Origin of the sequence: Streptomyces litmocidini (genome assembly GCF_014649755.1) — a bacterium.
Taxonomy (GTDB): Bacteria; Actinomycetota; Actinomycetes; order Streptomycetales; family Streptomycetaceae; genus Streptomyces; species Streptomyces litmocidini.
In genome coordinates, this window is the sequence record NZ_BMTQ01000011.1 from 202,176 (window position 1) to 215,878 (window position 13,703).

14 protein-coding genes are annotated in these 13,703 nt (G+C 72.9%); 7 read left to right on the plus strand and 7 right to left on the minus strand.

Annotated elements, in window-relative coordinates; all coding sequences use genetic code 11:
- Positions 1–206 precede the first annotated feature (206 nt).
- Positions 207–743, plus strand: a complete 537-nt coding sequence (locus IE180_RS23595) for an RcpC/CpaB family pilus assembly protein (RefSeq protein WP_190158930.1) — start codon at positions 207–209, stop codon at positions 741–743.
- Positions 744–815: 72 nt separating this feature from the next.
- A complete protein-coding gene (gene mscL, locus IE180_RS23600) occupies positions 816–1,388 on the plus strand; it encodes a large conductance mechanosensitive channel protein MscL (RefSeq protein WP_190158931.1) in 573 nt (190 codons plus the stop codon).
- Between the two features lie 16 nt (positions 1,389–1,404).
- Here mscL and IE180_RS23605 read toward each other — a convergent pair whose 3' ends face one another.
- From IE180_RS23605 to IE180_RS23630, 6 genes are read right to left on the minus strand one after another with little or no spacing between them, the layout of a single operon-like run.
- A complete protein-coding gene (locus IE180_RS23605) occupies positions 1,405–1,620 on the minus strand; it encodes a hypothetical protein (protein ID WP_190158932.1) in 216 nt (71 codons plus the stop codon).
- A 42-nt stretch (positions 1,621–1,662) separates the two neighbouring features.
- A complete protein-coding gene (locus tag IE180_RS23610) occupies positions 1,663–2,103 on the minus strand; it encodes a hypothetical protein (protein ID WP_190158933.1) in 441 nt (146 codons plus the stop codon).
- Positions 2,100–2,753, minus strand: a complete 654-nt coding sequence (locus IE180_RS23615; protein WP_190158934.1) for a QcrA and Rieske domain-containing protein — start codon at positions 2,751–2,753, stop codon at positions 2,100–2,102. Before IE180_RS23615 ends, IE180_RS23610 begins: the two co-directional genes overlap by 4 nt.
- Positions 2,750–3,349 carry a 4Fe-4S dicluster domain-containing protein gene (locus IE180_RS23620; RefSeq protein WP_190158935.1) on the minus strand — a complete coding sequence of 200 codons (600 nt, stop codon included), beginning with the start codon at positions 3,347–3,349 and terminating at the stop codon, positions 2,750–2,752. The genes IE180_RS23615 and IE180_RS23620 overlap by 4 nt, the downstream gene beginning before the upstream one ends.
- A gap of 7 nt (positions 3,350–3,356) precedes the next feature.
- Positions 3,357–5,681, minus strand: coding sequence for a molybdopterin oxidoreductase family protein (locus IE180_RS23625; RefSeq protein WP_190158936.1), 2,325 nt, complete (start codon positions 5,679–5,681; stop codon positions 3,357–3,359).
- Positions 5,678–6,829, minus strand: coding sequence for an MFS transporter (locus tag IE180_RS23630; RefSeq protein WP_190158937.1), 1,152 nt, complete (start codon positions 6,827–6,829; stop codon positions 5,678–5,680). Before IE180_RS23630 ends, IE180_RS23625 begins: the two co-directional genes overlap by 4 nt.
- 339 nt (positions 6,830–7,168) lie before the next feature.
- Here IE180_RS23630 and IE180_RS23635 point away from each other — a divergent pair, with 339 nt between their 5' ends.
- From IE180_RS23635 to IE180_RS37235, 4 genes are all read left to right on the plus strand, one after another.
- Positions 7,169–8,347, plus strand: a complete 1,179-nt coding sequence (locus IE180_RS23635; protein ID WP_190158938.1) for a low temperature requirement protein A — start codon at positions 7,169–7,171, stop codon at positions 8,345–8,347.
- Between the two features lie 321 nt (positions 8,348–8,668).
- Positions 8,669–9,745, plus strand: a complete 1,077-nt coding sequence (locus IE180_RS23640; protein WP_190158939.1) for a P1 family peptidase — start codon at positions 8,669–8,671, stop codon at positions 9,743–9,745.
- Positions 9,746–9,818: 73 nt separating this feature from the next.
- Positions 9,819–10,661 (plus strand): DUF6227 family protein, encoded by an 843-nt coding sequence (locus IE180_RS23645; RefSeq protein WP_229860786.1) that lies wholly within the window; start codon positions 9,819–9,821, stop codon positions 10,659–10,661.
- 118 nt (positions 10,662–10,779) lie between these two features.
- Positions 10,780–10,908: a hypothetical protein gene (locus IE180_RS37235; protein WP_268255487.1), complete on the plus strand. Its 129-nt coding sequence runs from the start codon at positions 10,780–10,782 to the stop codon at positions 10,906–10,908.
- A 65-nt stretch (positions 10,909–10,973) separates the two neighbouring features.
- Here IE180_RS37235 and IE180_RS23650 read toward each other — a convergent pair whose 3' ends face one another.
- The gene (locus tag IE180_RS23650; protein WP_190158941.1) at positions 10,974–12,503 is read right to left on the minus strand and encodes an MFS transporter; all 1,530 of its coding nucleotides are present in this window, start codon (positions 12,501–12,503) and stop codon (positions 10,974–10,976) included.
- Between the two features lie 62 nt (positions 12,504–12,565).
- Here IE180_RS23650 and IE180_RS23655 point away from each other — a divergent pair, with 62 nt between their 5' ends.
- Positions 12,566–13,525, plus strand: coding sequence for a helix-turn-helix transcriptional regulator (locus tag IE180_RS23655; RefSeq protein WP_190158942.1), 960 nt, complete (start codon positions 12,566–12,568; stop codon positions 13,523–13,525).
- The last annotated feature ends 178 nt before the right edge of the window (positions 13,526–13,703 follow it).

The following is a 13,703-nucleotide window of genomic DNA, read 5'->3' on the forward strand; positions in this document are numbered from 1 at the left end:
CGGAGCCACCGTGAACCACCGGCCGGAACCGTCGTGAACCACCGGCCGGAACCATCGTGAACCACCGCGAGGGCCGCTGTGAATCGCCCCTGGGGGTGAGGAGGTTGTCCACAGGCGCCGGGTGATCCCCAGGCCGGAGCGGGACGGTGGCGGAGTCGGGAGAGTGGGAGCACATCCCGTTCCGACCAGGACAGGCGGTACCCCGCATGACGACCACCCCCTCCTCCTCCGTCCCCGCGCCCTGCACGGTGCCGGCCTTCGAGCCGCTACGGGTCCGGGACGCCCGGCACCGGCTGCGGCGGGCGCTGCGGCGCGGGCGGCGCGCGCCGGCTCTGCTCCTGGCCCTGACGGCGGGCGCGCTGGCCGTCGCGACCGCGGCGCCGGGGTCTTCGCGCGAGGAGCCGCCGCGGGCGGCCACGACCGCCCGCGCGCGACCGCCCGCAGCCGTACCGCTGGTGTCCGCGCCGGTACGGATCGCCGACGCCGCGACCGTACGGCTGCTGCGACCCGGCGACCGGGTCGACGTGATCGCCGCGCCCCCTCCGGCACCGGGCGGGGAGAGCGAGGCCCGGGTGGTCGCCAGGGGCGCCCGGGTGGCGGAGGTCCCGCGGCCGGACGAGACTCGGGCGGACGAGAGCCGGGCGGACGGAGGGGCGCTCGTCGTCCTGTCCGTGCCACGGTCGACGGCGGCGGAGCTGGCGGGTGCCGGTGTCACGTCCCAACTGGCGGTGACGATGTGCTGATTCGCACTGACTCGCTGTCAAGTCACCGTCCCGTGTGTACGGATTGGACGGCCTTGCGCCGCTCACGGCCTAATGGCTCCGCACGCAGCGGTACACGCGACATCACACGCGACGAAAGGCACCCCGGTGGCCGAGAAGAAAGAAACTTTGCTGGGAGGCTTCAAGGCCTTCCTGATGCGTGGCAACGTGATCGACCTGGCGGTGGCGGTCGTCATCGGTGCCGCCTTCACGAACATCGTGAACTCGGTGGTCAAGGGCGTCATCAACCCGCTCGTCGGCGCCTTCGGCACGAAGGACCTGGAAGGCTACTCGTCCTGCCTCAAGGCCCCCTGCAAGGTGGTCAACGGCGAGATGCAGGGCATCCAGATCCAGTGGGGCCTGGTCCTCAGCGCGGTGCTGAGCTTCCTGATCACCGCGGCCGTCGTCTACTTCCTCATGGTCCTGCCGATGGCCAAGATCCTCGCCAAGCGCGCCGCGCACGACAAGGCGAGGGAGGGCGTCGAGGAGGTCATGGAGGTCAGCGAGCTGGAGGTGCTCAAGGAGATCCGCGACCACCTGGTCTCCCAGCGCGGCCACGTGAACAACACGACCCCGGGCTCGGCCGTCCCCGGCGGTGGGACCACGGGGGCGCACTCCACCTCCTGACCGGCGCGGGCCGGTTTCAGAGGTGGTGCGGCGGCTTCTCGTCGAGGAAGCGCGCGAGGTCGGCGGCACTGTCGCCGCCGGCCGGAGGCCGCTCGCCCCATCCACGGTCCGTGTCGTCCGCGGATTGCTGGTCCAGCGGATCGTCGAAGACGAGTACCGGCTTCGGAGTGTTCTCGGAATCGGTGCCGGTTCGCTTCGCGTCTCGCGGTCCGTGGGCGGGGGCGGTGCTCATCTCTTCAGGGTACGCCCGCTCACCCGTCCCGTACCCCCCTGATCAGCGGTCCTTCGGGTCGATCAGCCACAGCCCCAGCACCACCAGGAACGACAGGACGAGGAAGCCCGCGCCCCACCAGGCGGTGCCGGTGTCGCCCGCCATCCACTCGTCCACCACGACCGTCAGGCCCCACAGCTGGCCGATGACGACCGTGAGCGCCAGCGCGAGGCGGGCCGAGAGCTTCGAGGAGCGTTCCGGCTCCTGTTCCGTCCCCGCCCCGGGACCCGGCCCGGTGTGCCGGATCCGCGGGTCGCCGTAGCCGCTGGTGGGCCGGATCTGGGGATAGCGCTCGTGCACGGGCCGGTTCAGACGCGGCTGCGCGCTGCCGGGGACGTACGCGGGCGGGCCCGGGGGCGCCGCCGGCCCCGGGGCCTCCGGAGTCCTCGACGCCGCCGCCGGATCCGGGGCTTCGGGATCCCGGGGGAACGCGCTCTCGCTCATGTCCGCTCGCTCCTCTCGGACCGGTCGGGCGTCTTGGGGCTCCTGTTCTCCAGCCGGGCGCAGAGGGGACCTCCCGCGCCGCGCTCGCGGCAGTAGCCCTCCTGGAGGGTCTCGCCGGAGCGGGCGGTGCCGACGGCCCAGACGGAGCCGTCGGGCTGCTCGGCGAGGATCACCTTCGGCAGGCCCCGAGGAGGCGGGCCGGCGGTGACCTCTCCCGTACGGGCGTCGAAGACCCCCTCGTGGCAGGGGCAGTACAGCTCGCCCTCGCTGCCCCGTTCCTTGCGCCACAGCACGGCGCAGGCGAGGTGGGTGCAGACGGCGGAGTAACCGGCGAGGGTGCCGTCGTCCATGCGGACGGCGATCGCCCGGTCCTCGTCGCCGGGGTAGCGGAAGGCGAGCGACTCGCCCGGTTCGATCCGGTCGGCGACCTTCTTGAGCGGGGGGACGCCCTCGCTGTCGCCGTGCCGGTGCAGGATGCCGGAGGCGACGCCGATGCCGCCGGCGGCGAGGCCGCCGGAGACGGTGGCGACGATCCGCAGGTAGTCGCGGCGGCTGGTGAGGGAGTCGGCGGCGATCCGGTCGCGGAGCGCTTCCTGGGCCGCGTCGGCGCGGACGCCCGGCGCGGGCGGCTCGGGGTCGGTGACGCTCAACGGACGTCCCTTCCGTTGATCTCGACGACGGGGAGGCCGCCGGGCACCGGCCACTGGACCTTGTCGGCGGGGACGACCATCGCCACTCCGGTGGAGACGGTGGTGGTGCCGAAGGTGAAGGAGTCGGCGACCTGGACGCCGGGGCGTTCGGCGCGGAGTTCGTCGAGGGTTCCGTAGAAGAGGGCTCCGGTGGGGCAGACGGTGGCGCACATGGGGGCGAGGCCGTAGGCGGTGCGGTCGTAGCAGAGGTTGCACTTCATCTGGAGCTTCGCCCGGAGGTCGATCTTGGGGACGCCGAACGGGCAGGCGTTGACGCAGTTGGCGCAGCCGATGCAGCGGGTGGTGTCGGCCTGCTGCACGACGCCGTCGGCGGTGACGAGGATCGCGTCGGCGGGGCAGACCTCGGCGCAGGGGGCGACCGGATCCTCGCAGTGCATGCAGACGGTGGGGAGGGAGGCGACGGAGCGGCCCTCGTCGGGGTAGTCGAGGTGGATCATCGACTTGCCGCGGTGCGAGTCGCATTCGCGACAGGCGGAGACGCAGGCCTGGCAGCCGATGCAGCGGCCCGGGTCGATGAAGATCGTGCGGCCCATCATGTGCGGGTCAGCTCCTCTCCGCGGTGCCGCGGCCCTGGGGGGAGGTGGGGGGCAGCGGGTCGGTGCGGGAGGCCTGGGTCTCCGGATAGGCCTGCCGGCCGGGGGCGGTGGGCGGGGCGGGGACCTCGTCGACGCGTTCGGCGGCCTCGATGCGGGCGGCGCACACCTTGTACTCCGGGATCTTGGAACGCGGGTCGAGGGCGTCAATGGTGAGGGCGTTCGCGGCCGTGGGGACGGGCCAGTGGTACGGCACGAAGACGGTGTCGGGGCGGATGGCCTCGGTGACGAGGGCGGGGAAGACCTCGCTGCCGCGGCGGGTGACGACGCGGACGGGGTCGCCGTTGCGGAAGCCGTGCGAGGGGTGGACCTCGACCCAGGGACGGGGGGTCTGTTCGACGAGGGCGCCGAGGCGGCGGGTCTGGTTGCCGGAGAGGAAGTGGGCGACGGTGCGGCCGGTGGTGAGCGAGAGGGGGTACTCGTCGCTGTACGGGTCCATGGGCGGGTGCCACGTGACGGCCTGCAGATGGATCTTGCCGTCGGGGTGGTAGGTGCGGCCGTCCTCGAAGAGGCGTGGGGTGCCGGGGTGGTCGGTGGTCGGGCAGGGCCAGGCGATGCCCCCGGTCTCCTCCAGGCGCTCGTACGTGATGCCGTAGTAGTCGTTGACGGTACCGGCGGAGGCGGTGCGGAGTTCCTCGAAGACGGAGCGGGAGTCGGGGAAGGCGAACTTGTCGCCGGCGCCGAGCCGTCGGGCCAGTTCGCAGATGACCCAGGTGTCGGTGCGGACGCCGGCCGGTGGTTCCTGGGCCTTGTTGTGCTTGACGACCCGGGCCTCGGCGTTGGCCATGACGCCCTCGTCCTCGGCCCACACGGTGACGGGGAAGACCACGTGGGCGTTGGCGGCGGTCTCGGAGAGGAAGAAGTCGAACTGGGCGTGGAACTCGAGTGCGTCGTAGCCGTCCTTGACGGTGGCGTAGTGGGGGAGGGAGACGAAGGGGTTGTTGCAGATGCCGACGAGGCCGCGGATCTCCTTCCGTCGCATCTGCCAGACCATCTCCATCATGGAGGTGCCGGCGGGCGGGAGCTCGGCTTCGTCGATGCCCCAGATCTCGCAGATCTGGCGACGGTGCTCGGGGTTGGTGATGGAGCGTCCGCCGGGGAGGAGGTCGGACTTCTGGCCGTGTTCGCGGCCGCCCTGGCCGTTGCCCTGGCCGGTGATGGTGCCGTACCCGGCGCCGGGCCTGCCGATGTTCCCGGTGGCGACGCACAGGTTGATGATGCTGAGGCAGTTCTCGACGCCCTGGGAGTGGTGCTCGACGCCGCGGGCGTGCCAGGCCATGGCCTTGCCCGCCCCGGCGAACATGCGGGCGACCTGGACGATCTGTTCCTCGGGGACGCCGCAGATCTCGGCCGCGCGGGCGGGCGGGTGATCGGCGACGGTCTTCCTGACCTCGTCCCAGCCGGTGGTGCGGGCGGCGAGGTAGGCCTCGTCGGTGAGGTCCTCGGCGACGACGACGTGCAGGACGGCGTTGAAGAAGGCCGAGTCGGTGCCGGGCCTGAGGGCGACGTGGACGTCGGCGGTGCGCGCGATCGCCGTCTCGCGGGGGTCGACGACGATGAGGGTGGCGCCCCGGTCGCGGGCTCCCCACAGGTACTGGGTCATGACGGGGAAGCATTCGCCGACGTTGGAGCCGGCGATGAGGAGGCAGTCGGTGAGGAGGATGTCGGAGAAGGGGTTGCCCGCGCGGTCGATGCCGAAGGCGAGCTTGTTGGCTCCGGCGGCGGAGACCATGCAGAGGCGGCCGTTGTAGTCGACGTGCCGGGTCTTGAGGGCGACGCGGGCGAACTTGCCGACCAGGTAGGTCTTCTCGGAGAAGAGGCTGGCGCCGCCGAGGAGCCCGAAGGAGTCGTTGCCGTACGCGCTCTGGATGCGGCGGATCTCGGCGGCGGTGTGGTCGAGGGCCTCCTCCCAGCCGACCTCGCGGAACTCCTCGTCGCGGTTCCGGCGCAGGAGGGGCGCGGTGAGCCGGTCGGGGTGGTTGACCTGCTGGTAGGCGTTGATGCCCTTGGGGCAGAGTCGCATCCGGTTGATGTCGTGGTTGCGGGGTTCGACGCCGAAGACCTTGCCGTGGTGATCGACGCGGAGGTACATGCCGCACTGGACGCCGCAGAAGCAGCAGTGGGTGGGGACGAGGGTCTCGCCGTTCTGGTCGGCGTGCCAGCGGTCGGCGGGGATGCCTCCGGCGTCGCGGAACTGCCGGGCACCGGGCGGGGCGAGGGAGGGGTCGAGCGGCACCGGCCGGCCGGGGGTGGTCGCGGGGTCGGTCGCGGTCACTTGAAGCCCTTCTTCACGTGGTCGAGGTAGGCGGTGCCGCGCAGGACCCGTTTGCAGCGGGGGCAGTACTCGGCCCACTCGTCGAAGCCGAGGTCGAGGTCGCGCATGGTGCCCCGCAGGTTCGCCACGTACGGGGCGATGTCGATGGGCTCCTGGCAGCGGCGGCAGGCGAGGATCTCGGCGCCGGCCTCGTCCTCGCGGCGGGAGGTGTACTTGAAGAGCTGCATGCCGACGGCGGCGGGCCGCTGGACGATGTGGAAGAACTTCCCGAAGGGGATGTAGATCAGGGTGAAGACGACGGACACCATGTGGAGGACGGCGAGGAGCTCGTAGCCGCCGCCGTGCAGGAAGACCGACGAGAAGGTCAGCAGCAGTCCGGTCACCGAGACGACGACGAGGGCGATCAGGGGCACCAGGTCGTAGGCGAAGCGCTGGCCGGTGATGGCCCCCCGGTCCTTCATGCGGCGCCAAAGGAAGTAGACGGCGCCGGCGATGACGAGGACGGCGGCGATGTCCAGGCCGTGGAACATCAGCCACCCGAGCACGCCGAGGGCGTCGAATCCGGCGATCTCGAAGCCCCAGATCCGCATCTCGTAGCCGGGGCCCGAGCCGGTGGCGGAGGTGAAGGTGAACCAGCCCCAGGTGAGCGGGAAGGTGATGGCGGCTGCCAGCAGGCAGCCCCAGAAGACGAGCTGGTGGGCGATCCAGCGGGCGTGCGAGCGGGCGCCGAGGAACTTCTGGAGGCCGAGGTAGGTGGCGATCATCTTCGGCAGGGCGGTGGGCGCCTTGCGGAAGTTCTCGGCGGAGAAGAAGGAGCGCCAACCCTGCCGGAAGAGGCGCCGGGCGCCGGGCGCGGAGATCCAGACCGTGTAGCGGTGGGCGACGCCGAAGGCGAGGAAGACGGTGGCCACGGCGTAGGGCAGGAGGGCCGAGTCGAAGTCGCGGAGCAGGCGGCTGCCGAGGACGATCGCGAGGATCAGCAGGGCGGAGACGGCGACGCCGGTGAGGGCGGCGCGGCGGCGCACGGCGGCCGGGGTCCGGGGCGCGGGGCCGTCGGCCGCCGTGGCGCCGGGTGCGGGGCCCGGTGCGGGGGCGGGTGCGGAGCCGGACGCGGAGGTCGACTCGGCTGTCTGCGGGGGCTCGGTCACGCCGTCACGGTAAAGCGGCATGACCCGCTTAGTCCTGTTTTGACCGCTCCGGGGGTGACGGACCGGCCGGGCGGCACACGGGCCGATGACGGGCCGGTCGACGACATGCGGCCCGGCGAGGAGCCGGTCGGGGACATGCGGCCCGGCGAGGAGCCGACCGAGGACATGCGGGCCGGCGAGGGGCCGACCGACGACGACGCGGCGAGGCGCGGTGCCAGGCGCCGCGAGCCCGGCCCGCTCGGCACGACACCCCCGGGCCCCGGCGGTCGCGGGCCGCGGGGATCCCGCAGGGCGTGGCACGTGCGGGGGCCCGCCGCCCGTTCTGCTCTGCTGGGGCCCATGACACAACCGTTCCTGCCCCTCACCGCTCGCTCCCGCGAGGAGTCGCACCGGGCCTCCACTCCCCTGGAGCTCTTCTTCGACCTCTGTTTCGTCGTGGCCGTCGCCCAGGCCGGTGCCGAACTCGTGCACGCGGTCGCCGAGGGCCACGCCGGCGAGGGCATCCTCGACTACGCGATGGTCTTCTTCGCGATCTGGTGGGCCTGGATGAACTTCTCCTGGTTCGCCTCCGCCTACGACAACGACGACGTCCTCTACCGGGTCGTCACCCTCGTCCAGATCGCCGGCGTGCTCGTCCTCGCCGCCGGCGTCTCGCGCGCCTTCGAGGAACACGACTTCCTCGTCGTCTACCTCGGCTACGTCGTGATGCGGCTCGCCATGGCCTCGCAGTGGCTGCGCGCGGCCCACCACGCCACCACCCCGGCCGAGCGGACGATGTGCCGCCGGTACGCGGGCGGGGTCCTCGCCGTCCAGGTCGGCTGGCTCGCGCTGGTCCTCGCCCCCGAGCCGGCCCGCCCGTGGGTCTTCCTCGTCATGGCGCTCGCCGAGATGGCCGTGCCGGTGTACGCGGAGAAGGCCGCGCCCAGCAGCTGGCACCCGCACCACATCGCCGAGCGGTACGGCCTGTTCACCATCATCGTGCTCGGCGAGACCGTCGCCGCCGCGACCGTCGCCGTGAAGACCGGCATCGTCGAGAACGACGCCCTCGGCGAGGTGCTGCCGATCGCCGCGGGCGGTCTGCTGCTGGTCTTCGCCGCCTGGTGGATCTACTTCGTCGTGCCCGCCCACGACCGGCTGACCTCCAGCCGGCAGGGCTTCCTGTGGGGCTACGGCCACTACGTGATCTTCGCGTCGGCCGCCGCCGTCGGGGCCGGTCTGGAGATCGCCGTCGAGCAGGTCGTGGGCAAGGCCCACATCTCCACGCTCGCCGCCTCCGCAGCCGTGACGATCCCGTCGGCCGTGTTCCTGCTGTCGGTGTGGCTGCTGCACGCCCGCTACTTCAAGGTCGGCATCGCCCAGCAACTGGTGCTTCCGGTCTCGTCGTTCGCGATCCTGATGTGCTCGTTCGCGGGCCGCTGGGCGGTCCTCGCGGCCGGGCTCGTCGCGACGGCCACGGTCATCGTCGGGGTCTCCCTGACCGCCCGCGACCCCCGCACGCGCGCGAGGACGGCGACCTGAGGCCCGGCGGACCCCGGAGGCCGGAAGACCGGCCGTTCGCCGGGGACCCGACCGCACTCGTACGGGAGCCGGAGCGGTCGGTGCTGCTGATCGTGGACACCTGCGAGCACGTCGCCGCGGAGACGGCGCTCCTCGCACGACGGCTGCTCGCCGCCTGCCCGGGGCTGCGGATGCCGACGGCGAGCCGGGGGGCGCCCGGCGTCACCGGGGAGTCCCTGCCGCCGCTCGGCGCGCTCGCGCCGCCGGTACCGTGCTCGACGCCTCGGGCGGCACGTGTCTCGGTCCCAGGCGCCGAGCCAAGCCCCGTGGTAGGCAGGGGACATGACACCGCCCGCGGAGACGAAGCGCCAGGACGCCCTCACCGACGTCAGCGGGCTGCGCGTGGGCCACGCGCGCGTGGCCGGCCCCGGGGCGTTGAGCGGCACCACGGTGGTCCTGGCCCCGGAGGGCGGGGTCGTGGCCGCCGTGGACGTCCGGGGCGGCGGGCCGGGCACGCGGGAGACGGACGCCCTGGACCCGCGGAACGTGGTCCAGCGGATCGACGCGGTCGTCCTGACGGGCGGCAGCGCGTACGGCCTGGACGCGGCCGCCGGGGTGATGGCCTGGCTGGCGGAGCGGAACCGGGGCGTGCGGGTGGGTCCCGATCCGTCCCACGTGGTGCCGGTGGTGCCCGCCGCGTGCGTCTTCGACCTGGGCCGGGGCGGCGACTTCGCGGCCCGTCCGGGCGCGGCCACGGGCCGGGCGGCGGTGGAGGCGGCCGCCGCGAGCGGGGACCACGCGCGCGTGGGGACGGGCGCGGTCGGCGCGGGCACGGGGGCCGTGGTCGGCGGCCTGCGGGGCGGGGTGGGGACGGCGAGCGCCGTCCTGGAGTCGGGGGTCACGGTCGGCGCGCTGGTCGTGGTGAACGCGGTGGGTTCGGCCGTCGACCCGTCCACGGGCGTCCCGTACGGCAGCTACTTCGAGGCCGGCCGGCCCGCCTTCCCGGACCCGGTGGTCCACGAGGCGGCCCGGCGGCGGCTGGCGGAGGCCCGGAGGGCGTCCGCCCCTCCCCCGCTGAACACCACGCTCGCCGTGGTCGCGACGGACGCGGCGCTGACCCGGGCCCAGGCGCGGAAGGTCGCGGGCACGGCGCACGACGGCATCGCGCGCGCGGTGCGGCCGGTGCACCTGATGAACGACGGGGACACGGTCTTCGCGCTCGCCACCGGGGCGCGGGAGCTGCCGGGGGAGGCGGGGCCGCTCGCCCTGAACGAGATCCTGGCGGCGGGCGCGGACCTGGTGACCCGGGCGATCGTCCGCGCGGTCCTCGCGGCTCCGGGCGGTCTGCGCGGCCCGGGGGGCGACTTCCCCTCGTACGGTGAGCTGTACGGACCGGATGCGGACGCGTACTCCCGGTAAGAGGGCGGGAGTTGGGGACGAACCGCGGGAACTTCCCCGGAGGGCCCTTCGTTTTGCCGGAACCCCGGACACGATGTCAGCCCCAGGGACTACGTTAAGCAAGCATCAAGTGACATGCGGCGACGGCCTGGAGACCCTCTTGAACGATCCGCAGGATCCTCACGATCCGTACGAGACGACCGAGACGCACCTTGAGCGGCTCCTCGGCCGGGCGCTCAACTCCTTCGACCTGCCCGACTCGACCGTCGAGCGCCTCGGCACGGCGCTCGCCCACTCCAGTGCGCTGCACTCCTCGCACCACAGCGCGTCGCTGCACCGCACCACCCACCGCCACACCTATCTGCTCGCCGACGGCAGCGCGCTCAGCCTCTGGGAGCTCGTGCACAACGCCGGCCGGGACGGCGCCCGGCAGCACGAGCTGTACACGGAGGAGTCGGAGGCGCGGCTCGCCGCCTCCCGCCTCCCGACCGGGCCGCTGCAGGGCTGGACGGCGGAGCGCCCCGACGGCCGCGTCCGCGACGAGGACGACGACCTGGAGCTGCTGAGCGCCCTGCTCGCCCGCCCGATACCCGCCCAGCCCCGGATGTACGTGCCGGACAACTCCGCCGACCACGCGCGCCGCGTCCTGCGCCGCGCGGAGAACGCGGACCGGCCGGGCGAGCGTACGGCCCGCCGCCTCCGGCTGGCCTTCGCGCACCACATCACGCAGGCCTTCGGACGCCACTGCGCGGTGGAGGGCGGCCGGGACGCCGGCTTCACCCTCTACGAGCACCAGTTCCTGCTGCTCGACGGCAGCGAGGTCAGCCTCTGGGAGGTCGAGCACACGGCGACGCCGGACGGCCGGCACATGTGCGAGGTGTACGAGGACGAGCACACGGCCCGCCGTGCGATGGAGTCCCGCTCCCGCGTCCGCTGACGGCCGGCCCGCCGGTGGAGGGCACCGCCCCTGCTCCGTCCCGGTCTCCTCGCGCGCCGACGACGTCTCGGTCCGGGTGCCGACCGCGGACGGCAGGACGTACGGGACCGTGTGCTCCGTGGACACCGACACGGACACGCTCACGTGCGACGAGGTCCGGACGCCGCTCGACAGTGCCGCGCAGGGCGCCCCGAAGGGGCAGGAGGACGCCGCGCCCCGCATCCCGGCGGAACGGAAGAGCCGCTGATCGAGCGGTGACGAAGGGCCCCGCCCGGGACGAATCCCGGGCGGGGCCCTTCGACGAACCGTGCCTCAGTGCGTCAGCACCGGTTCCTTCCCGATCTCCGCGGTGACGTCCTCGACGGCGTCGCCGCCCTCCAGGTGCTGCTTCGGCTTCGCCGGCAGCGCGAACATCACCAGGAAGATCGCGGCGAGCACACCGACCGCCCAGCCCAGCGAGTTCTGGAAGGCGTTCGTGAACGCCTCCCCCACCTCGGCCGGGGCCTTGGCGAGCCGCTCGTCGTCGATCTGGCCGAAGAAGACCACCGACACCAGGCCGAGGCCCAGCGCGTTGCCCATCTGCCCGGTCGTGTTGATCAGGCCCGAGGCCGAGCCGGCGTGCTCCTTCGGCACCTCCGAAAGCACCGCGTCCGTCAGCGGCGCCACGATCAGCCCCATGCCGAGACCCATGACCACCAGCGGCGGGATCATCTGCCAGGGGTGGATCCCGGTCCCGTACCGTCCGGCCGCGAAGGAGTAGAGCAGGATGCCCGCGATCATCGTCAGCGCGCCCGCCTGGAGCACCTTCCGGCCGAAGCGCGGCACCAGCTTCTGCACGGACATGCCGGCGGCCACCGAGACCGAGATCGAGAACGGCACCCCGGTCAGGCCCGCCTTCAGCGGGGTCCAGCCGAGCCCGATCTGCATGTAGAGCGTCCAGACCAGGAAGAAGATGCCGAGCACGACGCCGAAGGTCAGCTGCACCGCGATGCCGGCCGCGAAGCTCTTCACCTTGAACAGCGACAGCTCGACGAGCGGCGAACCGTCCTTCTTCGTCTTGTGCTTCTCGTACGCCACGAGCGCCCCGAAGACGAGCAGGCTGCCGGCCATCATCAGGTGGCCCCACAGCGGCCAGTCCAGCTCACGGCCGCGCGTCAGCGGGTAGACCAGCATCAGCAGCGCGGTCGTCACCAGGAGCACACCGACCATGTCGAGCCGGAGCGCCTTCGGCGCCTTCGACTCGACGATGAACTTCCGGCCCAGGAACAGGGCCGCGACGCCGACCGGCAGGTTGATCAGGAAGATCGGGCGCCACTCCAGGCCCGCGATGTTCCACTGGGTGAGCAGCGCGCCCAGCAGCGGGCCCGAGACCGCGCCGAGGCCGATGATCGCGCCGAACATCCCGAAGACCTTGCCGCGCTCGTGCGCCGGGAAGGTGACGTGGATGATCGACAGGACCTGCGGCACCATCATCGCGGCCGCCGCGCCCTGGAGCAGGCGGGAGCCGACCAGCATCTCCTGGTTGGCCGCGAAGCCGCAGAGCGCCGAGGCGAGGGTGAAGCCGGCGGTGCCGAGGAGGAAGAGGCGCTTGCGGCCGTAGATGTCCCCGAGCCGCCCACCGGTGATCAGACCGGCGGCGAACGCGAGCGCGTACCCGGCGGTGATCCACTGGATGGCCCCGAACGAGGCCCCCAGGTCCTTCTCGATGCTGGGGATCGCGATGTTGACGATCGTGGCGTCGACCAGGTCCATGAAGGCGGCGGTCATGACGATGGCGAGGGCGATCCAGCGCCGTCTGTCGCCTGCCGCGGCCGCTTCGGTGGCGGCGTCGTGTGAACTCATGTGAAGAAGATAGAAGTCATGTAGGTCAGGTCATGGCCTAGATGGCGCGCATCCTGGAAGACATGACGGACACTCCGGCACGACTCCTGAATCTGCTCTCGCTCCTCCAGACGCCGCGCGAGTGGCCCGGAAGCGAGCTCGCCGAACGGCTCTCGGTCTCCCCGCGCACCATCCGCCGGGACATCGACCGGCTCCGCGACCTCGGCTACCCCGTCGAGGCGACCATGGGCGCCGTCGGCGGCTACCGCCTCGTCGCCGGTACGGCCATGCCGCCGCTGCTCCTCGACGACGAGGAGGCCGTCGCGATCGCCGTCGGCCTGCGGGCCGGGGCCGGGCACGCCATCGAGGGCGTCGAGGAGGCGTCCGTACGGGCCCTGGCGAAGCTGGAACAGGTGCTGCCGGGGCGGCTCCGGCACCGGGTCTCCGTCCTCCAGAACGCGACGATGCCGCTGGTCCGGGGGGACGGCGCCACCGTCGCCCCCGCCACCCTGACCACGCTCGCGAGCGCGGTCACGGGACACGAGCGGCTTCGGTTCGGCTACCGGGCGGGGGACGGCGCGGAGACGAAACGGCTCGTGGAACCGTACCGACTGGTGTCGACCGGACGGCGCTGGTACCTCGTCGCGTACGACCTGGGGCGCGAGGACTGGCGGACCTTCCGGGTGGACCGGGTGAGCGAACCGCTCGCGACGGGCGCGCGGTTCACTCCGCGCGAACTGCCCTCGGGCGACGCCGCGACCTATATGGCCCGCTCCATGGCGCGGGCCCAGGGCGAGGTCGACCTCGACGTGACGTTCGCCGCGCCGGCCGAGTTCGTCGTGGCGCGCCTCCCGTCCCACCTCGTGCCGGTGGCCACGGGGCCGGACCGCTGCCGGTTGCGGGCCCGGGTCGCGGACTCGGTGGAATGGCTGGCGCTGCGGCTCGCGCTGATGGACGTGGACTTCACGGTCCACGGGCCGGGGTCGCTGATCGCGTACATGCGGGAGTTGTCGACGAGGCTCGCCGCGGCGACGGTCGGATGAACCGAGCGCCGGGCCGGCGCCCCCGCCGTCACGGGCGGTCCCCTGCCGGGACGGCACCCGCCCCGCACCTCCGCCGTGGGCGCCCGCCGGCCGGGGCGGCGCCCGTCCCGGCGGGACGGACGCCCACACGGGGGCGGGCGGGAGCGCCGCCCAGCCGGGCGCGGGCGGGAGCGCCCCC